Raw genomic sequence first — 23,069 nt, forward strand, 5'->3', positions numbered from 1 at the left:
CGGCAGGTCCTACGGGAGGTCGGGAGCCTGATCCGGCAGCGGGTCCTGCCGCGTCCGGAGGGTCACGACCCCGATGACGGCTACCCCGCGATCCACATGCCACACTCGTCCCATGCGCGTGTACCTCGGTTCCGACCATGCCGGCTTCGAACTCAAGAACCACCTCGTCGAGTGGCTCAAGGCCCAGGGCCACGAAGCCGTCGACTGTGGTCCCCACATCTACGACGCCCAGGACGACTACCCGCCGTTCTGCCTGCGCGCCGCCGAGAAGACGGCCGCGGACGCGGGCAGCCTCGGCATCGTGATCGGCGGTTCCGGCAACGGCGAGCAGATGGCCGCCAACAAGGTGAAGGGCGTGCGTGCCGCACTCGCCTGGAGCGAGCAGACCGCCGCGCTCGGCCGCGAGCACAACGACGCCAATGTGGTGGCCATCGGTGGCCGGATGCACACGGTCGAGGAGTCGACGAAGTTCGTCGAGATCTTCCTCGCGACGCCGTACTCGGGTGAGGAGCGTCACACCCGTCGCATCGAGATGCTGACGGCGTACGAGACCACGGGCGAACTGCCCCCCATCCCGGCCCACCACCCGCAGCAGGGCTGACCCGTCCCACCCCGTGCCGCCGGTCCGTCCGGCGGCACAGTCATATCCTCGTAGTCATATCCCACCCCGCCGAGGAGAGCCGCCGCCGTGCCCGAGGGACACACGATCCACCGCCTGGCCGCGGACCACCGTGACCGGTTCGCGGGCGGGCCGGTGCGGGTCAGCAGCCCGCAGGGCAGGTTCTCGGAGAGCGCGGCCCTCCTGGACGGCCGCAGGTTCACCGGCGTCGACGCGCACGGCAAGCACCTGTTCCTCGGCTTCGAGGACGCCGGGTGGGTCCACATCCACCTCGGCCTGTTCGGCAAGCTCCGCTTCGGCACAGCACCGGTTCCGCCGCCCACGGACACCGTCCGCCTGCGCCTGGCCAACGACGGCCATCACGCGGACCTGCGCGGCCCGACCACCTGCGCGCTCGTCACGGAACCCGAGAAGCGCGCGATACACGACCGGCTGGGCCCGGACCCGCTGCGGACCGACGAGGACGGCGAGCGCGCCTGGCAGCGGATCTCGCGCAGCCGCATCACGGTGGCCGCGCTGCTGATGGACCAGAAGGTCATCGCGGGCGTGGGCAACGTGTACCGGGCGGAGGTCCTGTTCCGGCACGGCATCGACCCGTACCGCCAGGGCAAGGACCTCACGCGTGCGGAGTGGGACGCGATGTGGGCCGACCTGGTGCTGCTGATGCGCGAGGGCGTGCGGAACAACCGGATCGACACGGTGCGGCCGGAGCACATGCCGGAGGCGATGGGGCGGGCGCCGCGGGTGGACGACCACGGGGGTGAGGTGTACGTGTACCGGCGGGCGCGGCAGGGGTGCCACGTCTGCGGCACGGAGATCCGTACGGCGGACCTGGCGGCCCGCAACCTCTTCTGGTGCCCCACCTGCCAGCCGGGCTGAGGGCTGTCCCCTAATCTCTCGCGGGCGCACGACGACAGCCGCGGCACCTCGCCGCGCTCGCTACAACTCACTTCGATGCAGCAAACCGACAGCAGCTCGCAACCCCCTCCTGATCCGGCAGACGTCAGGTCGATGACGCCGGGCCGTCCGCATGCACGGCGCGCCGGCGGTGGGGAAGGCCGGTCCAGGACGGCGCCCGGCCGGTCGCCCGACGTATCCGACCCCCCGGGCCGAGCGGCCACCCCGGCGATGTCACCCGCATAACGAATGGACCAAGCGGCCGGCCGCTCCCTGTCGCAGAGGGAGCCAACTCCCCTATGCTCCCGTGGGATTGGAGGTCTACACCATTCCACGCGCCGAGCACCGGGCTGTGCACAGCGGCTCCGAACACGGGGAGAGCAGGCTGTGACAGGAACGGCTGTGACGGAGCGGAGCAGGACGCCTTCCGAGCGAGCCCGCCGGCCGAGCGTGCCGCGCATCGTCCGCAGGTGCATGCATCACGGACCTGTCCTCGTGGCCGCCGCCCTGACCGTGCTGCTCGCCGGCACCGTCCTCGCCGCCCTCGCGGCGCTCGTCGGCACGGCCGTGGAGAGCGGCGCGCAGGCACGGATCGCCGCCGACCCGCAGGGGATGGTGCGGATCACGGCGCACTACGACGCAGACGGTGTCCCGCTCGCCGACAAGCAGGTGCGGGCGGCGCTGCACGAGGCTTTCGGGCCCGTCCCGGTCACCGTCCGCACCGCGCTGCGCGCCCCCGCCGCCCGGTCGTTCGACCTGCCTGTGCTCGATGCGGCCGGGAAGCCGCGGCCGGGCGGCGGCGTCGGGGTCATCGCCCTCGACTCGGTGCGCGAGCATGCCCGGCTGAGTGCCGGCGCATGGCCCGAGGAGACGGCAGCAGGTGCACCGGACACGCTGCAGGCCGCCCTGCACGAGGGGCTGGCGCACCGGCTGCACGCCGAGGTCGGCGACACGGTGGTGCTGTCCGCCGCCAAGGGCCACGTCCGGCTCAAGGTGACCGGGCTGTGGCACGCCGGCAGCCGTGACTCCACGCTGTTCCGCGGACTGACCAGCAGCTTCGGCGGACTCGACAGTCTGACCGTGGTCTCCGTACCGGCCTTCGAGGCCAACTCCGCGCTCTCCGGCGATGCCCTCGTCGGCTGGGTCGCGCTGCCCGTCACCGACAAAATGGCCGCCGAGGAACTCGGCCCGCTGCGCGACCGTCTCGCCGCGCTGGAGGCCGGCGACCCGGCACGTACCGTCTTCCGTGGCAGGCCTGCCGCCGTGCAAGGGGTTGTCGCCGAGGCGCCGCTGGTGTCCGCCATCGACCGGATCGATACACCGATGGTGGTCGCCCGCTCCGGCATGTACATCCCGACGGCGCTGCTGGCCGCACTGGCCGCCGCCGCGCTCGTTCTCACGGCCCGCCAGCTGACCGAGCACCGCCGTGCGGATACGGCGCTGCTCGGCGCGCGGGGAGCGGGCACCCCGCGGCTGCTGGCAGCGGCGGGCGCCGAGTGGGCGCCGGTCGCCGTCCCCGCCGCAGTGGCCGCTCCGTTTCTGGCCGGTCCGCTGCTCGCCGTGCTGGACGATGCCGGGCTGCTGCCCGGTGAGGTGCCGCATTCGGCGCTCTCGTATCCCGGGTGGGCGGCGGCGCTGCTCGCGCTGCTGCTGCACGGAGTGTCGGCGCTGCTGCCGGTGGTGCGCGCGGCGCGCGACGGGCGGGCGGTGGCGAAGCTGCGCCGGCGCGGAGCGAAGGCGGCGGCGTTCCAGAAGGCAGGCACGGATGTGGTGCTCGCCGCCGTGGCGGTGCTGGGGTGGCTGCAGCTGAGACGGTACCGGTCGCCGGTGGCGGGCGGTGACGGCGGGGCGTCGGTGGACCCGGTGCTGGTGCTGGTGCCGGTCGTCGTCACCATCGCGGCGACGCTGTTCACACTGCGGCTGCTGCCGCTCGCCGAGCGCGGCGCGGTGTGGCTGGCGCGGCGGTCCGCGGGGCTGATTCTGCCGCTGGGCGGCTGGCAGGTGAGCCGCCGGGCGACCCGGCATGCCGGTCCTGCGCTGCTGATGGTCCTCGCCCTCGCGGTGGGTGCGCTGACCATCTCGGCCCTCACCATGATCGACCGCAGCAACCACGACCGGGCCCGGCACACCGTGGGCGCCGACCTGCGGCTCACCCCGGACGAGTTCGGCGAGAAGGCGCTGCCGGGTGCCGCGCGGCACAGCGCCTACACCGCGCTGCCCGGTATCGAGGCGGCGACGCCCGTCACCGACCTCCCGGTGAAGATCGACGACGGCGAGGCGGGCATCACCGCCATCGACACGGCCGAGGCCGCCCCCACTCTTCGCCCGGGTGCGACCTCAGGTCCCATGCCCGCTCTGCGCGGGGACCTCGCGGACGGGCGGCTGCCGCAGCAGCTCGCCGCCCTGGGGGAGAACGTCCCGCGCGCCGGTGTCCGACTGCCGGGTGAGCCACGGGCGATCGCCGCCGCGGTGACCCTGCGGGCGGACGCCGGCGGCACCCCGGACGTTCCCCGGATCGTCCTCACCGTGCAGGACGCCTCCGGCCTCATCGACACCGTCGCCGCGCGGCTGCCGCACGCGGACGGCAAGCGGCACGAGATCGCCTTCCCCCTCGACGTACCGGGCGGCGGCAACCTCGCCCGGCACTATCCGCTCACCATCACCCGCATAGCCGTGGACTTCCGGCGCGAACCCACCCGGCGCCACTACGACCTGACCATTCACCAGTTCGGCTCCGACTCGGCCGCCGTCGCCGCCCCGGGCCCCGGGTCCGTCGGCTGGGAGGACGTGAACCCCGAGCCGCCCAGCGCGCGCGACCTGGGCTGCGGGGACCCCGACGGCCGGTCGGGCCTCAGCACCGCCGGTGTCTGCGGCATGGCGAAACTGCAGCCGCCGGACGGTCTCCGGGCGTCGCTGCTCGGCCCGGACGGGTCCAATGCGCAGTCCAACACGCTGGTCGAGTTCGGTCCGATCCGGCACGGCCGGATCCCCGCGGTCCCCGCCCTCGCCGATGACGCACTGCTGGACTCCGGCCGGGCCGCGATCGGCAGGCAGATCGCGGTGGAGACCCATGACGGCACCACGTTCACCCTCGAGGTGACCGGCCGCATCGGCGGCGTCCCCGGCTTCCCGCACGACGGGGGCCGGCTGCTCGTCGACAGCCGGGCACTGGCCGCCTCCCTGGCGCAGCGCGGGGTGCTGCCCCCGGAGGAGAACTCCTGGTGGCTGTCGGCCCGCGGCGCGGACGCCGCCCCGGCGGCGGCCGCGATACGCAAGGCCGAAGGCATCGGCACCGTCCTGGATGTGCCGCAGGCCGAGGACGCCCTGCGCGGCGATCCACTGCAGCACGGCACCCGCGGTGTGCTGGTGCTGTGCCTGATCCTCGCCCCGGCCTTCGCGGTGATCGGCTTCACCCTGCACGCCATGCTCTCCACCCGTGAACGCCGCCGGGAGTTCGCGCTGTTGCGTGCCATGGGTGTGCGCAAACGGCAGCTCACCGGGCTGCTGTGGACGGAGCAGCTCCTGATCGCGGTGGTCTCGGTGGTGCTCGGCGCCGTTCTCGGCACCACGCTGGCCGGGCTGATCGTGCCGCTCGTGACCGTCGACGACCACGGCAGCCCGGTCTTTCCCGGGGTGATCGCCACCGTGCCCTGGGACCGGGTGGCGCTGACGACCGCCGCCACCGCCGTGCTGATAACCGTGATGGTGACGGTCATGTCCCGGACGCTCGCCCGGGTGGATCTCGCCCGGGTGATGAGGGCGGGGGAGCAGTGATGATCAACGGACGCTGGGTGGCCCGCGAGGCCAGGGGCCAGGCGCCGCTTCTGGCCTGTCTGTTCGTCCTGGCGGCCGTGCTGAGCTCGATCGCTCTGGCCGGGCCCGTGCTGCTCGACCGGCTGTCGGGCCACGCGCTCGGCAACCGGGTGGCAGCGGCACAGCGGCAGGGCGAGCTCCTGGTGACCTCGGCGACGATGGTGGCGTATCAGGAGAGCGACCCGGGCTCGGGCGAGGTCGTCGTCGGTCAGCCCGAGTCCGGTGAGATGTCGGCCGCCCTGGAGCAGGCCGGGCAGGAGATCCGGGACGCGGCCCGCCCGCCGCTGCACGGGCTGCTGAAGCCCGGCTCGGTACGCACCGAACCGGTCCTGACCGACATCCGCAGCGGCGTCCCCGGCAGCCCGCGGGCGCAGCTGTCGCTGCTGTACGCCGACGACGCGCCGGCCGCCTCCGCCTATGCCGAGGGCGGCCCCCCGTCGGCGCTGCCCGATGCAGCACTGAACGACGGCCGCCCGATCCCGGTGGCGGTCTCCACCCAGGTGCGCGACGCGTACGGGCTGAAGCTCGGGGAGCGGCTGGACCTGGGGGGCGACTTCACCGACCGTGTGGTCCTCTCCGGCTTCTTCGAGGTGCCCCAACGGCTCGGCGACGTGGCCCTGTTCCGTCAGCAGCCCGGGCTGGCTGCGCCGCTGACGGAGACCCGGGGCAGTGGGGGGCTCACGGTGCGACGGGCGCTCGCCGTGCTCGACGGTACCGGTCTCGAGATCCTGCAGGGGCGCCACGACCTCGACGTCCAGCTGGTGTGGCGCACCCGGATGACGCTCGGTGACGAGCGGGCGAAGGCGATTGCCGCGGCCGACGGCGGCGCCGCACTGCAGCGTGCCCTCGGCCGCTTCCGGCGCGACGCCTCGGAAGGGCTGTGCCCGGGGGCCGCGGCCGGCGCCGAGTGCCATCTCGCCGACCGCCGGCTCTTCCAGCCCGCCACCACCAACGAACTGACAGCCGTCGTCGACGACTTCCGGCGCGACCGCGCGCAGGCCGGCGCGCTGTCCGCGTTCGCCGTCGCCGGTCTGCTGGCCGTCGCCTTCGCCACCGTTGTGGTCACCGCGCAACTGGCGGTGCGCCGTGGCGCGTTCACCGACCGGCTGCAGCGTTCCCGCGGTGCCACCGCGCTGGAGGTCGCCCAGGCCCGCCTCGCGCAGACCGGCCCCGCAGTGCTGCTGGGCGCCGCCGCCGGATACGCCGGCGTGCGGGCGGTGGTCGAGGAGGAGATCGACAGCGGGCTGACGGCCGCCGCCGTCGTCGTCGCACTCGCCGCTCTCACCCTGCCCGCCCTCACCTGGTTCTCGGTGCGGGAGCGGAAGGCCGAGCCGGGCCGGCGCACCGGCGCCCGCAGGGCCGTCTCCGGGCGGCGGCTGATGGCGGAGACCGCGGTGCTCCTGCTGGCAGTGGGCCTGGTCGCGGCGATCCGGGTACGCGGCGACGGGGCGAGCGGCGGGGCGTCGGGCATCGATCCCCAGCTCGCCGCCACCCCGGTGCTGCTGGGGCTGGCCACCGTCCTCGTCCTGATGCGGCTGTATCCGCTGCCGGTGCGCTTCCTCGCCCGCCGGGCCCGCGCCCGCCGCGGCGCCGTCGCCTTCGTCGCCCTGGCCCGCGTGGGACGTACCGCGGCAGGGCGGGAGCTGGCCCTGCTGGTGCTCGTACTGACGCTGGCCACCGCGGTGTTCGGCGGACTGATCTCCTCCACCGCCGCCGAGGGCCGCGAACGCGCCGCCGCCTGGAACGCGGGCGGGCAGGCCGCCGTCGTCACCCCCGAGGCCGACGCGGGGACGGCGGGCGCAATGTCCGCCGTACCGGGCGTCGAACACGCCCTCGCCGTACGGCGCGCCGACGTGGGGCTGGAGAGCGCCACCGACGGACGGGTGCGTGGTACGACGAGCCTCATCGGCCTCGATCCCGAGCAGCTGCGCGCCGCCGTTCCCGCCTCACCCGCAGCCGCCGCCCTGCTCGGCGCGGAGCTCGAACAACCGCAGGCGCAGGGCGAATCGACCGTGCTGCCCGCCCTCGCCGCCGGCCCACCGGCCGCCTACGAGGGGCGGACCCTGAGACTGGACGGCACGCACGGCAAGGCCCTGTCGGTACGGATCGTCGGCACGCTCGACAACGCCGCGGCCGGCGACCCGGCCCTCGGCCCGGTCAGCGGGCCGAGCGCGCCGCCCAGCCTGCTGCTGGTCGACGCGGCCGCGATGGCACAGGTCGACCGGTCCGACATCGAGACCGCCGCCGTGCTCCTCTACGGCGCGAAGCTCGACCCGGTGGCGGTGCGCTCCACGGCACTCACCTCCGTCGGCCCCGGGGCGCAGGTCCGGATGCTCGACGAGGAGCTCGACGCGCTCCGTGAGGACGGGCTGCTCCGCTCCGTCCTGCTGATCTACACCGCGAGCAGCGCCACCGCCGTACTCCTCGCCCTGCTCGCCGTGGTGCTCGAGCTGCTGCTGTCCGCCCCGGAACGGGGCCGCACCGCCTCGTATCTGCGCACCCTGGGTCTCGGCTCGCGGCCCACGGCCCTGGTGCACTTCCTGGAGCTGCTGCCGATGGTGGTCGCGGCCACCGTGGGCGGTGTCGCGCTGGGGCTGCTGCTGCCCGACATCCTCGGACCGGCGCTCGCGCTGCGCGAGTTCACGGGCGGCCCGGGCGCCCGGCTGGTCACCGACTACGGCCTCACCGCGACCCTCGCCGGCGGGCTGGTCGCGCTCGTGGTCATCGCCGTCGCCGTGGAGACGGCCCGGGGCAGAAGGCGCGCCCTGGGCTCCGTACTGAGAGTGGGAGAGACCAAGTGATCGAGGTAATCGAAGAGAGCGAGGCGGCCCCCACAGCACGTGGCGCCGAGCCGCTCATCGTCTGCGAGAACCTGGTCCGGATCTTCTGGGCGGACAAGGTCGAGGTGCAGGCGCTGCAGGGCCTGGACCTGACGGTGCTGGACGGTGAACTGCTGGCCGTCGTGGGCGCCTCGGGGTCGGGCAAGTCCACCCTGCTCGGCATCCTGTCCGGGCTCGACGTGCCGACCGCCGGCACCGCCCATGTCGACGGGCTGAATCTGCTCACCATGAAGGGCAGGGACCGCATCGCCTTCCGCCGGCACACGGTCGGCTTCGTCTGGCAGCAGACGGCGCGCAATCTCTTTCCGTATCTCAGTGCCCTCGAGAACGTGATGCTGCCGATGACCTACACGGGCTTGAAGGCGCGCGCCCGGAGGGCGCGAGCGGCCGAGCTGCTGGAGCTCTTCGGGATCGCCTACGCCCGCGACCGCCGCCCGGACATGATGTCCGGCGGCGAGCAGCAGCGCGTCGCGATCGCGACCGCCGTGGCCAACAGCCCGCGGGTGCTCTTCGCGGACGAGCCGACCGGCGAACTCGACACCGAGACCGGCGCCGACGTCTTCGCCGCCCTGCAGCGGGCCAACGCGGAGCTCGGCACCACGGTCGTCGTGGTCACCCACGACTCGAAGGTCTCCGAACACGTCCGCCGCACCGTCGGCATCCGCAACGGCCGCACCTCCTCCGAGGTGCTGCGCGACCACGAGGCCCAGTCGACCGAGGAGTACGCCGTCCTGGACAGATTCGGCCGGCTGCAGCTGCCGCGCGCCTTCACCGACGCGCTGGGGATGAAGGACCGGGTGCGGCTGGCCCTGGAGGAGGACCACATCGGTGTATGGCCGCAACAGGCCCCGGGGAAGCCGCAGGGAGGACGGGAATGACGAACCGGTGACGGCGACGGCCGAGGGCCTGCGCGGCGGCCGCGGTGGAGTACGTGCACCACAGGTACGGCGGCGGCGCCACCGCCGTACACGCCCCGCGCGGGGTGCCGTTCACCGGCCCCCACCCGCTACGCTCTCCGCCGTCAGGTCGTTGACCAGGACAGATCCCAAGAGTTCCGCCGGAGAACTAGAACCCCCGCGGCAGCCACGGCGACACCGTCCCCGAGAACGCCAGCGCCGCCTCCTCGACCGCGCCGGGCCGCAGCTCCCGAACCCGCCCCGCCCGGGACAGCGAGACCAGTGACTCGCCGCCCAGGTACACGGTTCCCAACTCCCTGACGGAGAGCGCCAGATCCGCCGGATCGTCCGTCCGCCTGCACGACGCGCCGCCCTTCGTGTCGGCCGTGAGCCGCCAGCGCCCCGCGTTCCACGGGCAGAACACGTCGTCGACCTCGAACACCACGTCCACCGCGGCCCGGTACGCCCGTGCCTCCAGCGCGGCGCCCACCTCCACCAGCCGTACGAACAGCGAGTCGCGCAGCGTGATGTTGCACCGGCGCACGTCCGAGACCAGGTGCAGAATCGCATCGTCGACCGGCCGGTTCCGTGCCTCGACCGTCGACGTCAGGTCGATCTCGAACAGGAACCGCCACAGCGCCGCGTACGCCGCAGGGTCCAGAGCCAGCAGATCGTCCACGGCGATCCGGCCCATGGGGACCGCCGCCTCCCAGTGCGGTTTGTTGCGGAACGTCGTGTACCCGACGATCCGGCCCGCGCGTTCCGCCAGCACGCACTGCAGCGGCGACGCCCCCTGCCGCATGCTCGCCGGGTCGAGCAGCGCCCTCTGCTCCCAGCCGGGACCGTGCGCCGGCGTCCCCGGCCGCCCCGCCAGCAGCTGCTCGTACACGCCCTCGCACGCGGCCACCGCCTCGTCCGGCTTCGCGTACCGCAGACCGACCTCGTCCGTGCCGTCCGGCACCGCCAGCCGCACCCGGTCCGTGTCGATCTCCAGGGACATCTGCTTCGTGGCTGCCCCGTACCCGAACCGGCCGTAGATCGCGGGCTCTGAGGCCGTCAGTACGGCGAGCGGTTCACCCAGGGCCCGGACGTCGTCGAGCTGACGCCGCATCATCGAGGTCAGCAGTCCGCGCCGGCGATGCGTGGCCGCGACACTGACCATCGTCACCCCGGCCGCGGGCACCAGCGCCCCGCCCGGCACGGCCAGCCGGAAGCTGAACGCCCCTGCCGTACCGACCACGTCGGGGCCGTCCCAGATGGCAATCGACCGCTTGTGCTCGGTCAGCGCTTCCCAGAGCTCGCGCTCCTCGGGTGCGTCGGCGACGCCGCCGAACGTGAGCTCCAGACTTCCGAACCATTCGGTCCATTCGGAGGGGCGCAACACCCGTAGTTCTGTCGTCATGAGCCATGACTACCAGGGGTACGGCAGACAGGCGACCCGATTTCGAACGCATTGTCACAGGGGTCCCCCTGCACCGATGCCGCCGGGGTGGATAGGGTCCCGGCAATGGCCCGTCGCGCAGCAACAGACTCGTACCCGGCCCGATTGCAGAAATCGGTGCGTCGGGCACGCATCGCGCTGCGCAAATCCGGCGTCGACTACTTCCGCGGCGACGGCTCCGACTGGATCGCCCTGGCCGGTCTGCTGGTCACCATCCCGGCCATCACCTGCGGCACGCTGCTGAACGCGGTGTGGTGCTCACCGGCCGCGCTCGTCCTGCCGATCGTCGCAGGCGGTCTGCTGCTGCGGCCCGCCAGCCTGCTGGGGCTGTACGCGACCGCCGCCGCGGCCCTGATAGTGGAGTCGATCGCCCTCGGCCCGTACGCGGACGGCCCCGCCCGGGTGACCCCGGGCACTGTCCTGGTGGTCGCGGCGTGCGGCTTCTTCGGCCTGGTCCTCGCCCAGTTCCGGGCCAGGGTCGGCGTACCGTGGCGGCGCGGCGGCACCATGCTCTTCGACCTGCGCGAACGCATCCGGGTGCAGAGCGCCCTGCCCCGGCTGCCGCAGGGCTGGCACCGTGAGATGGCGCTGCGCCCGGCGGGCGGTCAGTCGTTCTCCGGTGACTTCGTCGTCGCGGCCTGCACCAACGGCGGCCGCACGCTGGAGGTCGTCCTCACCGATGTCTCCGGCAAGGGCATGGACGCGGGCTCCCGCGCCCTGCTGCTGTCCGGCGCCTTCGGCGGCCTCCTCGGCTCGCTGCCCCCGCACGGCTTCCTGCCCGCGGCCAACGCCTATCTGCTGCGCCAGGACTGGGACGAGGGCTTCGCCACCTCCATCCATCTGGTGCTCGACCTCGAATCGGGCGACTACGAGCTGCTCTCCGCGGGTCACCCGCCGGCCCTGCAGCTGCACGCGGGCAGCGGCCGGTGGGAGGAGAAGGCCGCGGAGGGCCCGCTGCTCGGGGTGTACGACGGGGCGCAGTTCGACGCGGTGAAGGGCTCACTGGCCGCCGGAGACGTGCTGATGCTGTTCACGGACGGCCTGGTGGAGGCGTCCGACCGGGACATCGCGGACGGCATGGACCGGCTGACCGGCGAGGCCGACCGCTATGTCACCCTCGGCTTCGAGGGTGCGGCCTGGCATCTGATCGAGGCCTGCGCGAAGGACGTCAACGACGACCGGGCGCTGCTGCTGCTGTCCCGCCGGCCCTGATCCGGACGCCGGGCTCCCCCGGCGCTCCGTAGAGTCGTCCGCATGACCGTGCCGCAAACACCCCTGACCCTGGCCGAAGTCGAGACGATCGCCCGCACGGCGCACGCCGGCCGGACGGACAAGGCAGGACGCCCGTATGCCGAACACCTCGCAGCCGTCGCGCACGGCGTACGGGCCAGGGGCGGCACCGACGAACAGATCGCCGCGGCCTGGCTGCACGACGCGGTCGAGGACGATGTGCTGTCCGCCGCATGGCTGGCGGCCGCCGCGCTGCCGCAGCAGGTCAAGGACATGGTCCTCGCCGTCACCAGACAGGACGGCGAGGACCTCTCCGCATACACCCGGCGCATCCTCGCCACCCCGGGCGCCCTGCTGATCAAGGAGTCCGACCTTGCGCACAACGCCGACCCGGCGCGCCTCGCGGTGCTGGAACCGGCGACGCGCACCCGGCTGACCGCGAAATATGCGCAGGTACGCGCGCTGCTCGGGCTCACTGCCGGTGAACCGCCCATCGAACAGCCGGATCCGGCCAACACCGCCGAGGACTGATCCACCGGGACCCGCCCGGATCCGCTCAGAGCCCGGTGGCGTCCCGCCGGAACGCGTAGTTCATGTCCGGCTCGGTCGCGAAACGCAGTACCCGTCGCACCGGCGGTGTGCACAGGAGCGTCACCGCGGAAGCCGCGACCAGCGAGACGAGAACCAGCCCGCCGGGCTCGGAGAGCCACGCGTACCGGTTGTGCAGCCCGGCGAAACCGGCGCCCTTGATCAGGAATCCGTGCAGCAGATAGCCACAGATCGTTCCGGCGCCCAGCACCGTGAACCACATGTGCCGACGCGGCACCCAGGCCAGGAACCCGATGGTGAGCAGCAGCGCGCAGCCGAACATCGCCAGCGTCATCACGGCACCCGACCACCACGGCGCGCCCAACTCCGGGGCGCTGCTGTTGCGGTAGAACCAGCCCAGCTGCATCCGCGGGGCCACCCAGTACGCGACCAGCGCGGCACCGGCGAACAGCGGCAGCGCCAGCAGTCGCACCTCACGCCGACGCACCAACTGGAAGTGCTCGGGTTTCAGTTGGAGTCCGAGCACGAAGAACGGCAGGAACTGCAGAACCCGCTGGAGATCGAGATCGTCGCCGATCGAGGGGGAGAACGACGCGAGTGCGGCGATGACGAGTGCGACCGGCAGCGGATGACGCAGCGACTGCCAGAGGGGTGTGCTGATCCGCCAGATGAACAGCGCGGCCAGGAACCAGGTGAGGTACCAGGGGTCGATCAGGCTGATCGGATGGTCCGGTGAGTCGTCGGCGTACCGCTTGAAGAGCGAGTACGCCGTCTCGAACACCACATAGGGCACGGCAACACCGGTGACCAGGCGCTTCACCTTTCTGGCGCTCATGTCGAACGAGCGGGAGAAATAGCCGGAGACGATGATGAAGGCCGGCATGTGAAAGGTGTACGCAACCATGTAGAGCGCACGGGCGGCACGGCTGTCGTCCAGGAGCAGCCCCCACGAGTGCGCCATGGCGACCAGCACGATCGCCAGGTATTTGACGTTGTCGAAGTAGGCGTCACGGCGCTTCGCCGGCGCAGCCGCCGAAGGCTGGTTCCCCGCTGTTGCGGGGGGCGTCGCGGTGAGGACCGCGTCTGCCCGGCGTCTGGGCTCCGACTCCCGGGTCGCTGGGGGGAGCGGGGCCCTCTGAAATGCGTTCGGAGCGTGGAACATCTCATGCACCTTAGACGTCTCGATTGCAATTCGTAAAACCGTCTCCTGGATATCGGGGGTGCCCGCCCAAAGGAAAACGAAACTACCGAAAACCGCCCGCTATGACCCGATTGATCCTACTTAAATGGTGCATACCGCCAGGTGGTTGGGGAGGGTGAATTTCCGCGCATCCGACTCGGCGAAATTCATGTGAATGATGTGTGTGGATGCGGGGACGTTCATAGTCACAGGCCATTCCATTTACGTTCACCGGTGGCTTTCCGTGCTGTCGCGGACCCCCGGGGAGCCCGTGAAGCCGTCCCGGCGGGCCGGTGGGCAGATCTGTCCGCGCCCGCGCGCGAGGGACGCGAGGATGGCGCGATCTGGGCAGTTCGATTCGTCACCTGGCAGCAAGCACAGGGGAGTTGGTGGCACGATGGACACAACGGAGGTGTGCCGCCGCATGCTTCCGGGCCGGCAAGGCGGACCGACCAAGGATGTGATCAGTCGTGGCCATTTCACTGTCTGTGGTGCTTCTGTTGGCGATCATCCTGGTGGTCCTGATCCGGGGCGGCTCCATCAAGGCCGGACCCGCGATCGTTGCGGTGCTCTTCGGCTTCTTCCTGGCGTCGACCGGCATGGCGCCGTCGATCAACAGATTCATGGACTCGATAGCGGAGACCATCAACCAGATCAGCTTCTGATCGCTCCGCGGGACACGCGGTCGAAGAGCCGCGGTCCGAGAACGCCCGGTACGCAAAAAGGCCCGGTCCGACGAGACAGCTCGCCGAACCGGGCCCACGCATGGAGCGGGCGACGGGAATCGAACCCGCGTAGCTAGTTTGGAAGACTAGGGCTCTACCATTGAGCTACGCCCGCAAGCACCGCACCGCAGGTCACGAATGGCCGCGGCACGAGGAGCATCGTAGCGGGTCACGGGCGGTGTCCGCACACCTGATTGCAGCACCGCGTGCCGCATTCGGCGCCGCCCCGGCAAAGCGGCCTGTGCACCGCCTGTCTGCATGTACCCTACGTGTCGCACCGACGGGGTGTGGCGCAGCTTGGTAGCGCGTCCGCTTTGGGAGCGGAAGGTCGTCGGTTCGAATCCGGCCACCCCGACCACCGGCAAGATCGCATTGTGGGAGTCATCCACCTTGCCGTTACTATGCAAAATGCGTGCCCGTGTGTCTGATGTACCGGGCTCGATCCGCGGAGCCGCTGTCCGGTGGCCGAGCAGAACCCCAAGAAGTCAGCCACCAAGGAGACCGAACCGTGAAGAGCGCCGTGGAGACCCTGAACCCGACTCGGGTTCGGCTCAGCATCGAGGTGCCCTTCGAGGAGCTCAAGGACAGCCTCGACGCGGCGTACAAGAAGATCAACCAGCAGGTCACGGTGAAGGGCTTCCGCAAGGGCAAGATCCCCAACCGCGTCATCGACCAGCGGTTCGGCCGTGGTGCTGTGCTGGAGGAGGCCGTCAACGACGCCCTCCCGAAGTTCTACACCGAGGCTGTCAACGAGGGTGAGCTCAATGTCCTGGGCCAGCCCGAGGTCGACATCACCGAGCTGAAGGACGGCGAGCTGCTGGCCTTCACCGCCGAGGTCGACGTGCGGCCCACGATCGAGATCCCGGACTACTCCGGCATCGAGGTCACCGTGGACGCCCTCGAGGTCACCGACGAGGACGTCGAGAAGGCCGTGGAGCAGCTCCGTGGCCGCTTCGCCTCCACCAACCCGGTCGAGCGCGCCGCCGCAGAGGGCGACGTCGTCACGATCGACCTGCAGGCCAAGGTCGACGGCGAGGTCCTGGAGGACGGCGTGGCCGAGGGTGTCTCGTACACCATCGGTTCCGGTGAGCTCCTCGACGGCATCGACGCGGCCGTCACCGGCCTGGAGGCGGGTGGCGAGGCCACCTTCACCTCCGAGCTGAAGGGTGGCTCGGCCGAGGGCAAGGAGGCCGAGGTCACCGTCAAGGTCACCGCCGTCGCCGCCCGTGAGCTTCCCGAGCTGGACGACGAGTTCGCGCAGATGGCGAGCGAGTTCGACACCCTCGACGAGCTGAAGGCCGACAGCCGCAAGCGCCTCGAGAACACCAAGCAGTACGACCAGGCCACTCAGGCCCAGGAGCGCGTCCTCGACGAGCTGCTGAAGCTGGCCGAGGTCCCGATCCCCGAGAAGCTGCTCGCGGACGAGGTCCAGACCCGCAAGCACAACCTCGAGCACCACCAGCTCGGTCAGATGGGTCTGACCCTCGAGAAGTACCTGGAGATCCAGGGCAAGACGCTCGAGGAGTTCGAGGCCGAGACCTCCGAGCAGGCGATCAAGGGCATCAAGACCCAGTTCATCCTTGACGAGCTCGTCAACAAGGAGAAGCTGAACGTCAACCAGGAGGAGCTCACCGAGCACCTCATGCGTCGCGCCGCTTCCTCCGGTATGAGCCCCGACCAGTTCGCCCAGGCCGTCGTCGAGGGCGGCCAGGTGCCGATGCTCGTCGGCGAGGTCGCCCGCGGCAAGGCGCTGGCCGTGGTCGTCGAGGCCGCCAAGGTCGTCGACACCAACGGTGAGGTCGTCGAGCTCGAGGACGACGAGGAAGAGGCCATCGAGACGGTCGAGGCCGCCGAGGGCCACACCGAGGCCCCCGCCGAGGAGAAGACCGAGGCCTGAGCCTCGCGCTGAACCCGTACGACGGGCTCCGGACGCCAAGCGTCCGGAGCCCGTCGTCGTATCGGCACCCGACCCCGCAACCCTTGTGCGCACTGCTCAGCTTGCGCTCCCAGCGAACAGTTGCGGAAGCGGGATGGCGTTGTCCCACCTGCGCGTTAGGGTCCATGAATAGGAAGGGTGGGGGAGCCCCCGCCCGCCCGGTACGAAGACGCTGAGACGGCCGGAGCCGTCAGAGACGAGCAGGTGGATACGTGACGAATCTGATGCCTTACGCCGCCGGAGAGCCGTCCCTCGGTGGTGGCCTCGGCGACCAGGTCTACAGCCGACTGCTCGGCGAGCGCATCATCTTCCTCGGTCAGCAGGTCGACGATGACATCGCCAACAAGATCACGGCGCAGCTGCTTCTCCTTGCCGCGGAGCCGGACAAGGACATCTACCTCTACATCAACAGCCCCGGTGGCTCGGTGACGGCCGGCATGGCGGTCTACGACACCATGCAGTACATCCCGAACGACGTGGTCACCATCGGTATGGGCATGGCGGCCTCGATGGGCCAGTTCCTGCTGACCGGCGGCACCGCGGGCAAGCGCTTCGCGCTCCCGAACACCGACATCCTCATGCACCAGGGTTCGGCCGGCATCGGCGGTACGGCGTCCGACATCAAGATCCAGGCCCAGTACCTGCTGCGCACGAAGCAGCGGATGGCGGAGATCACCGCCCGCCACTCCGGCCAGACCGTGGAGACGATCATTCGCGACGGTGACCGCGACCGTTGGTACACCGCGGAGGAGGCCAAGGATTACGGCCTCATCGACGAGATCATCACGATCGCCTCGGGCGTTCCGGGCGGCGGCGGCACCGGGGCCTGAGCCCTGCCCGCCCAGCCCGCAGCCCCAGCCCCCAGAACGCCACCAGGATGGTGAACACCCACATGAACAACTTCCCCGGCGCCTCCGCGAGCGGTCTCTACACCGGCCCGCAGGTGGACAACCGTTACATCGTGCCGCGCTTCGTGGAGCGCACCTCGCAGGGTGTGCGTGAGTACGACCCGTACGCGAAGCTCTTCGAGGAGCGCGTGATCTTCCTCGGGGTGCAGATCGACGACGCCTCCGCCAACGACGTCATGGCGCAGCTGCTGTGCCTGGAGTCGATGGACCCGGACCGCGACATCTCGATCTACATCAACAGCCCCGGTGGCTCGTTCACCGCGCTCACCGCGATCTACGACACGATGCAGTTCGTGAAGCCGGACATCCAGACGGTCTGCATGGGCCAGGCGGCCTCCGCCGCTGCCGTCCTGCTCGCCGCTGGTACGCCGGGCAAGCGCATGGCACTGCCGAACGCCCGTGTGCTGATCCACCAGCCGTCCTCGCAGACCGGCCGCGAGCAGCTCTCCGACCTGGAGATCGCGGCCAACGAGATCCTGCGGATGCGCACCCAGCTGGAGGAGATGCTGGCCAAGCACTCCACCACGCCGCTGGAGAAGATCCGCGACGACATCGAGCGCGACAAGATCCTGACCGCCGAGGACGCCCTCGCCTACGGTCTCGTCGACCAGATCGTCTCCACCCGCAAGAGCGCGGCCGGAGCGATGGCCTGACGTCGGTCTTTACCCCTTGGCACGGTCGGTTCGCACGGTCGCGGCCGTGTGAACCGTGCCAAGGGGGGCCCGAACGGGGGGCCAGGCAAGGTACCGTCGGATAGAGGCACCAGGAGCCGCTGCACCAAGCTGCTCCCAGGCGAAGGGGAAGCACCTCGTGGCACGCATCGGTGATGGCGGCGACCTGCTCAAGTGCTCGTTCTGCGGAAAGAGCCAGAAGCAGGTGAAGAAGCTCATTGCGGGACCCGGTGTGTACATCTGCGACGAGTGCATCGATCTCTGCAACGAGATCATCGAGGAGGAGCTCGCGGAGACCTCCGAGGTGCGGTGGGAGGAACTCCCCAAGCCGCGCGAGATCTACGAGTTCCTCGAGGGGTACGTCGTCGGTCAGGAGCCCGCGAAGAAGGCCCTCTCGGTCGCTGTGTACAACCACTACAAGCGGGTCCAGGCAGGCGAGAACGGCGGCGCGCAGGGCCGGGACGACGCCATCGAGCTGGCCAAGTCCAACATCCTGCTGCTGGGCCCGACGGGCTCCGGCAAGACGCTCCTCGCGCAGACGCTGGCCCGCATGCTCAACGTTCCGTTCGCCATCGCCGACGCGACGGCGCTGACGGAGGCCGGCTATGTCGGCGAGGACGTCGAGAACATTCTGCTGAAGCTGATCCAGGCCGCGGACTACGACGTCAAGAAGGCCGAGACCGGGATCATCTACATCGACGAGATCGACAAGGTCGCCCGCAAGAGCGAGAACCCGTCGATCACCCGTGATGTCTCCGGCGAGGGCGTCCAGCAGGCCCTGCTGAAGATCCTCGAGGGCACCACCGCCTCCGTACCGCCGCAGGGCGGCCGCAAGCACCCGCACCAGGAGTTCATCCAGATCGACACGACGAACGTGCTGTTCATCGTGGGCGGTGCCTTCGCGGGACTGGAGAGGATCATCGAGTCGCGGGCGGGAGCCAAAGGCATCGGCTTCGGCGCGACGATCCGCTCCAAGCGCGAGATCGAGGCGAGCGACCAGTTCCAGGAGGTCATGCCGGAGGACCTGGTGAAGTTCGGGATGATCCCCGAATTCATCGGCCGCCTCCCCGTGCTGACCTCGGTGCACAACCTGGACCGCGAGGCGCTGCTGCAGATCCTCATCGAGCCGCGCAACGCGCTGGTGAAGCAGTACCAGCGGCTGTTCGAACTCGACGGCGTGGAGCTGGACTTCGACCGCCCGGCCCTGGAGGCCATCGCCGACCAGGCGATCCTGCGCGGCACCGGGGCGCGTGGCCTGCGGGCCATCATGGAAGAGGTGCTCCAGTCCGTGATGTACGAGGTGCCGTCCCGCAAGGACGTCGCCCGCGTGGTCATCACGGCGGACGTGGTCCGCAACAACGTCAACCCGACGCTGGTCCCGCGCGAGCCGCGCACGATCGGCAAGAACGACGGTGGCCGCCACGAGAAGTCCGCGTAGCGGCAGCGGCAGCGACAGGCACGTGAAGGGGCGCCCGGCCGGACGGCCGGGCGCCCCTTTCCACGTCGCCGCGTGATCAGATCTTGGTGCGGGACGTGTTGTAGAGCTTGGCGGTCAGGGTGGCCACGTCGTCCTGGGACATGCCCTTGCCGGCCATGGAGAGTGCCACGTCGACACCGAGGACGGTGCCGACCGTGCTGTAGTCGGCCCAGACGCAGACCGGGACCTCGAACTCCTTGGGGCCCTTGGCGGCGGTGCCGTCCCCTTCCTTGTTGGTCACCTTCATGCTCTGGCACTTCATCAGCGCGCCGTCGAATCCGGCAGGAGTGACAGCCGTGGCGCTGCCGATGAGCTTGACCTCCATCCCCTTGTCGCCCTTCGTGAGGTCCGACTCCGCGTTGTTGAAGGCGTTGTCGATGACCTTCGCCGGGTCGGTGACATCGCCCCAGATACCGGAAAGGGTCACGGTCTTGACGGCGAGCGGATTGTCGGTCGAACCGGCCTGGTACGTGGCGCCTGCCGCCTGGGGGTTCTTGATCCCCATGCTCTCGGCCTTGGTCTTGTTGGCACCGGTCATCGGCCCCGACGGCGCCGACTCGCCGGGGGACTTCTTGTAGCCGTCCAGCGTGGCAGCCGGCGTCAGCTTGTAGCCCTTCGTGCTGTCCGCGACATCGCTGTTGCTGGCGCCGCCCGACGTCAGGACGTACGCCCCGCCCGCGATGACCGCCAGTGCCACCACGACGACACCGATGATCAGGCCGGTCTTCTTCTTCCGGGGTTCCGGAGGCATCGGCACCTGGCCGCCGTAGGGAGCCTGTCCGTACTGCTGCTGGCCGTACGCGGGCTGCTGGCCGTACGGGCCCGGCTGCTGGGCCTGCGGGTAGCCGTAGCCCGGCTGAGGCTGCTGCGGAACGCCCTGGGGGGCCTGCTGCGGGTAGCCGTAACCCGGCTGGCCGCCCTGCGGCGGGGGACCGCCGTACGGACCCGGCTGCTGGCCGTAGGGTCCGGGCTGACCCTGCGGCGGCGGCTGGCTGCCGTACGGTCCGGGCTGACCCTGCGGCGGCTGACCCCCGTATGGGCCCGGCTGGTTGTAGCTCATCTGCGCTGTCCCCTCCAGAATGCTTATGCGTTCCGAACATCCTGTCGGAAGCCCCGCCGGCATGGGGCACCGGGAGCGGCACCGTTACCGAACAAACCGGTTTCAGTGCACGGCTGTGACGGCCCTAAACTGTCCCTCGTGACCGAGAACACTCAGCAGCAGCCAGCCAGCAACCCCGAACTGCCGACCCAGTACGCGCCGGCCGATGTAGAGGGGAAGCTGTACGAGCGCTGGGTAGAGCGCGGTTACTTCACTGCTGACGCGAGCAGCGAGAAGGACCCGTACACGATCGTCATCCCGCCGCCGAACGTCACGGGTGCCCTCCACCTGGGCCACGCCTTCCAGGTCACCCTCATGGACGCCCTCACCCGTCGCAAGCGCATGCAGGGCTACGAGACGCTGTGGCTGCCCGGCATGGACCACGCGGGCATCGCGACCCAGAACAAGGTCGAGCAGCAGCTCGCCGAGGAGGGCAAGTCCCGCCACGACCTGGGGCGCGACGCGTTCACCGAGCGCGTGTGGCAGTGGAAGGACGAGTACGGCGGCCGCATCCTTGACCAGCTGCGCCGCCTCGGCGCCGGACTCGACTGGTCGCGCGAGCGGTTCACCATGGACGAGGGCCTCTCCAGGGCCGTTCAGACGATCTTCAAGAATCTGTACGACGACGAGCTGATCTACCGCGCCGAGCGCATCATCAACTGGTGCCCGCGCTGTCTGACGGCCATCTCCGACATCGAGGTGGAGTACCAGGAGGACGCCGGCGAGCTGGTCTCGATCATGTACGGCGAGGGTGACGACACCCTGGTCGTCGCCACCACCCGTGCCGAGACGATGCTGGGTGACACCGCCGTCGCCGTCCACCCGGACGACGAGCGCTACAAGCACTTGGTCGGCAAGCAGATCAAGCTGCCGCTGACCGACCGTACGATCCCGGTCATCGCGGACACGCATGTCGACCCGGAGTTCGGTACGGGCGCCGTCAAGGTGACGCCGGCCCACGACCCGAACGACTTCGCCATCGGCCAGCGCCACGACCTGCCGTCGCTGACGGTCATGGACGAGCACGGCGTCATCACCGTCCACGGCCCGTTCCTCGGCCTGGACCGCTTCGAGGCACGCTCGACGATCGTCGGCGCCCTCAATGAGCAGGGCCGGATCGTCGCCGAGAAGCGTCCGTACCTGCACTCCGTCGGCCACTGCTCGCGCTGCAAGACGACCGTCGAGCCGCGTCTGTCCATGCAGTGGTGGGTCAAGGTCGGCCCACTGGCGCAGGCCGCTGGTGACGCGGTCCGCGATGGCCAGGTCAAGATCCACCCCGAGGACATGTCGAAGCGCTACTTCGACTGGGTCGACAACATGCACGACTGGTGCATCTCGCGCCAGCTGTGGTGGGGCCACCGGATCCCGATCTGGTACGGCCCGGAGGGCGAGGTCGTCTGCGTCGGACCCGACGACGAGATCCCGACCGGCGAAGGCTGGCACCAGGACCCGGACGTCCTCGACACCTGGTTCTCGTCCGGCTTGTGGCCGTTCTCCACGCTCGGCTGGCCGGAGGAGACCCCGGATCTGGAGAAGTTCTACTCCACCGACGTCCTGCTGACCGGCCACGACATCATCTTCTTCTGGGTCGCCCGGATGATGATGTTCGGCCTGTACGCGATGGACGGCGAAGTCCCCTTCAAGACGGTCGCCCTGACCGGTCTGGTCCGGGACGAGTTCGGCAAGAAGATGTCGAAGTCCAACCCCAACGCAGTCGACCCGATCGACTGGATGGATGCGTACGGCTCGGACGCCGTCCGCTTCACCCTGGCCAAGGGAGCCAACCCGGGCGCGGATGTGCCGATCGGCGAGGACTGGGTCCAGGCGTCCCGCAACTTCGCCAACAAGATCTGGAACGCGACCCGCTTCGCGCTGATGAACGGCGCCACGGTCGAGGGTGAACTGCCGCCCGTCGAGCAGCTGTCGGCGGCCGATCGCTGGATCCTGTCCCGGCTCAACAAGACCGTGGCCGAGGTCGACGCGTACTACGAGGACTACCAGTTCGCGAAGTTGAGCGAATCGCTCTACCACTTCGCCTGGGACGAGGTCTTCGACTGGTACGTCGAGCTCTCGAAGACGACGTTCTTCGCCGGCGGTGAGCAGGCCAAGGTCTCGGGCCGGGTTCTCGGCGAGGTCCTCGACGTGATGCTGCGGGTCCTGCACCCGATCGTCCCGTTCGTCACGGACACCTTGTGGACCACTCTCACCGGCGGTGAGTCCCTCGTCGTCGCCGACTGGCCGAAGGACTCCGGCTTCCGCGACGAGGCCGCCGAGCAGGAGATCGCGCTGGTCCAGCAGGTCGTCACCGAGGTCCGCCGGTTCCGCTCCGACCAGGGCCTGCAGCCCGGCCAGAAGGTCCCGGCCGAGCTCACCCTGACCGGTACCGCGCTCGCCCCGCACGAGGCGGCCATCCGCCAGCTGCTGCGCCTGCAGCCCGCCGGGGACGGCTTCCACGCCACCGCGTCCCTGCCGGTCGCCGGAGCCACCGTCGCTCTCGACCTGTCCGGCACGATCGACGTCGAGGCCGAACGCAAGCGCCTGACGAAGGACCTGGGCGCCGCCGAGAAGGAGAAGGCCCAGGCCAACGCGAAGCTCGGCAACGAGGCGTTCCTGGCCAAGGCCCCGGACAACGTGGTCGACAAGATCCGTACCCGGCTCACCAAGGCCGACGCGGACATCGCGCGGATCACCGCTCAGCTGGCGAACCTGCCGCAGAGCTGATGACCTGAGGGCGGAGTCCCCGTACCCCTGACCGACCAGGGGTGCGGGGGCTTCGCCGTTCAGGTAC

General features: G+C 70.4%; 16 protein-coding genes and 2 tRNA genes. 14 read left to right on the top strand and 4 right to left on the bottom strand.

Annotation, left to right across the window (positions count from 1 at the left end):
• Positions 1-112 precede the first annotated feature (112 nt).
• From OG878_RS26150 to OG878_RS26170, 5 genes are all read left to right on the top strand, one after another.
• Positions 113-601: a ribose-5-phosphate isomerase gene (locus tag OG878_RS26150; RefSeq protein WP_277326206.1), complete on the top strand. Its 489-nt coding sequence runs from the start codon at positions 113-115 to the stop codon at positions 599-601.
• An 87-nt stretch (positions 602-688) separates the two neighbouring features.
• Positions 689-1,498 carry an Fpg/Nei family DNA glycosylase gene (locus tag OG878_RS26155; protein ID WP_328889037.1) on the top strand — a complete coding sequence of 270 codons (810 nt, stop codon included), beginning with the start codon at positions 689-691 and terminating at the stop codon, positions 1,496-1,498.
• Between the two features lie 492 nt (positions 1,499-1,990).
• Positions 1,991-5,290: an ABC transporter permease gene (locus OG878_RS26160; protein ID WP_328889038.1), complete on the top strand. Its 3,300-nt coding sequence runs from the start codon at positions 1,991-1,993 to the stop codon at positions 5,288-5,290.
• Positions 5,290-8,130 carry a hypothetical protein gene (locus OG878_RS26165; RefSeq protein ID WP_328889039.1) on the top strand — a complete coding sequence of 947 codons (2,841 nt, stop codon included), beginning with the start codon at positions 5,290-5,292 and terminating at the stop codon, positions 8,128-8,130. The genes OG878_RS26160 and OG878_RS26165 overlap by 1 nt, the downstream gene beginning before the upstream one ends.
• Positions 8,127-9,047, top strand: a complete 921-nt coding sequence (locus tag OG878_RS26170) for an ABC transporter ATP-binding protein (protein ID WP_328889040.1) — start codon at positions 8,127-8,129, stop codon at positions 9,045-9,047. Before OG878_RS26165 ends, OG878_RS26170 begins: the two co-directional genes overlap by 4 nt.
• 187 nt (positions 9,048-9,234) lie before the next feature.
• On the opposite strand, the gene OG878_RS26175 is transcribed toward OG878_RS26170, so the two are convergent.
• Positions 9,235-10,467, bottom strand: a complete 1,233-nt coding sequence (locus tag OG878_RS26175) for a GNAT family N-acetyltransferase (protein WP_328889041.1) — start codon at positions 10,465-10,467, stop codon at positions 9,235-9,237.
• 105 nt (positions 10,468-10,572) lie between these two features.
• On the opposite strand from OG878_RS26175, the gene OG878_RS26180 reads away from it, so the two are divergent.
• Positions 10,573-11,718 carry a PP2C family protein-serine/threonine phosphatase gene (locus OG878_RS26180; protein WP_328889042.1) on the top strand — a complete coding sequence of 382 codons (1,146 nt, stop codon included), beginning with the start codon at positions 10,573-10,575 and terminating at the stop codon, positions 11,716-11,718.
• Between the two features lie 42 nt (positions 11,719-11,760).
• Positions 11,761-12,267: an HD domain-containing protein gene (locus OG878_RS26185; RefSeq protein WP_328889043.1), complete on the top strand. Its 507-nt coding sequence runs from the start codon at positions 11,761-11,763 to the stop codon at positions 12,265-12,267.
• Positions 12,268-12,292: 25 nt separating this feature from the next.
• Here OG878_RS26185 and OG878_RS26190 read toward each other — a convergent pair whose 3' ends face one another.
• Entirely contained in the window at positions 12,293-13,447 is a 1,155-nt protein-coding gene (locus OG878_RS26190; protein WP_328889044.1) for an acyltransferase family protein, read from the bottom strand.
• A gap of 488 nt (positions 13,448-13,935) precedes the next feature.
• On the opposite strand from OG878_RS26190, the gene OG878_RS26195 reads away from it, so the two are divergent.
• Positions 13,936-14,130 (top strand): hypothetical protein, encoded by a 195-nt coding sequence (locus OG878_RS26195; RefSeq protein WP_328889045.1) that lies wholly within the window; start codon positions 13,936-13,938, stop codon positions 14,128-14,130.
• 101 nt (positions 14,131-14,231) lie between these two features.
• Here the strand turns inward: OG878_RS26195 and OG878_RS26200 are convergent.
• Positions 14,232-14,305 (bottom strand) — tRNA-Gly (locus OG878_RS26200).
• A gap of 166 nt (positions 14,306-14,471) precedes the next feature.
• Between OG878_RS26200 and OG878_RS26205 the strand changes: the two genes are divergently transcribed.
• The 5 genes from OG878_RS26205 (at position 14,472) to clpX (ending at position 19,143) form a co-directional block, all read left to right on the top strand.
• Positions 14,472-14,548: transfer RNA gene (locus OG878_RS26205), tRNA-Pro, on the top strand.
• A gap of 150 nt (positions 14,549-14,698) precedes the next feature.
• On the top strand, positions 14,699-16,087 hold the full coding sequence (tig, locus tag OG878_RS26210) for a trigger factor (RefSeq protein ID WP_328889046.1): 1,389 nt from the start codon (positions 14,699-14,701) through the stop codon (positions 16,085-16,087).
• 263 nt (positions 16,088-16,350) lie between these two features.
• Positions 16,351-16,956: an ATP-dependent Clp protease proteolytic subunit gene (locus OG878_RS26215; RefSeq protein WP_018551584.1), complete on the top strand. Its 606-nt coding sequence runs from the start codon at positions 16,351-16,353 to the stop codon at positions 16,954-16,956.
• A gap of 47 nt (positions 16,957-17,003) precedes the next feature.
• Positions 17,004-17,687 carry an ATP-dependent Clp protease proteolytic subunit gene (locus tag OG878_RS26220; RefSeq protein ID WP_030921266.1) on the top strand — a complete coding sequence of 228 codons (684 nt, stop codon included), beginning with the start codon at positions 17,004-17,006 and terminating at the stop codon, positions 17,685-17,687.
• Positions 17,688-17,844: 157 nt separating this feature from the next.
• Complete coding sequence (gene clpX / locus OG878_RS26225; RefSeq protein ID WP_277326182.1) at positions 17,845-19,143, top strand: ATP-dependent Clp protease ATP-binding subunit ClpX; 1,299 nt, start codon at positions 17,845-17,847, stop codon at positions 19,141-19,143.
• A gap of 76 nt (positions 19,144-19,219) precedes the next feature.
• Here clpX and OG878_RS26230 read toward each other — a convergent pair whose 3' ends face one another.
• A complete protein-coding gene (locus tag OG878_RS26230) occupies positions 19,220-20,242 on the bottom strand; it encodes a hypothetical protein (RefSeq protein WP_328889047.1) in 1,023 nt (340 codons plus the stop codon).
• A 138-nt stretch (positions 20,243-20,380) separates the two neighbouring features.
• Here OG878_RS26230 and OG878_RS26235 point away from each other — a divergent pair, with 138 nt between their 5' ends.
• On the top strand, positions 20,381-23,002 hold the full coding sequence (locus OG878_RS26235; protein ID WP_328889048.1) for a valine--tRNA ligase: 2,622 nt from the start codon (positions 20,381-20,383) through the stop codon (positions 23,000-23,002).
• Positions 23,003-23,069: the final 67 nt, after the last annotated feature.

The organism is Streptomyces sp. NBC_00316, from assembly GCF_036158715.1.
In the GTDB taxonomy this organism is placed as follows: Bacteria; Actinomycetota; Actinomycetes; order Streptomycetales; family Streptomycetaceae; genus Streptomyces.

Coding starts and splice junctions, on each gene's coding strand:
- OG878_RS26190 (WP_328889044.1), bottom strand. CDS start 13,447: ATGTTCCACGCTCCGAACGCATTTCAGAGGGCCCCGCTCCCCCCAGCG.
- OG878_RS26175 (WP_328889041.1), bottom strand. CDS start 10,467: ATGACGACAGAACTACGGGTGTTGCGCCCCTCCGAATGGACCGAATGG.
- OG878_RS26150 (WP_277326206.1), top strand. CDS start 113: ATGCGCGTGTACCTCGGTTCCGACCATGCCGGCTTCGAACTCAAGAAC.
- OG878_RS26160 (WP_328889038.1), top strand. CDS start 1,991: ATGCATCACGGACCTGTCCTCGTGGCCGCCGCCCTGACCGTGCTGCTC.
- OG878_RS26180 (WP_328889042.1), top strand. CDS start 10,573: ATGGCCCGTCGCGCAGCAACAGACTCGTACCCGGCCCGATTGCAGAAA.
- OG878_RS26230 (WP_328889047.1), bottom strand. CDS start 20,242: ATGAGCTACAACCAGCCGGGCCCATACGGGGGTCAGCCGCCGCAGGGT.
- OG878_RS26215 (WP_018551584.1), top strand. CDS start 16,351: ATGCCTTACGCCGCCGGAGAGCCGTCCCTCGGTGGTGGCCTCGGCGAC.
- OG878_RS26220 (WP_030921266.1), top strand. CDS start 17,004: ATGGTGAACACCCACATGAACAACTTCCCCGGCGCCTCCGCGAGCGGT.
- OG878_RS26165 (WP_328889039.1), top strand. CDS start 5,290: ATGATCAACGGACGCTGGGTGGCCCGCGAGGCCAGGGGCCAGGCGCCG.
- OG878_RS26185 (WP_328889043.1), top strand. CDS start 11,761: ATGACCGTGCCGCAAACACCCCTGACCCTGGCCGAAGTCGAGACGATC.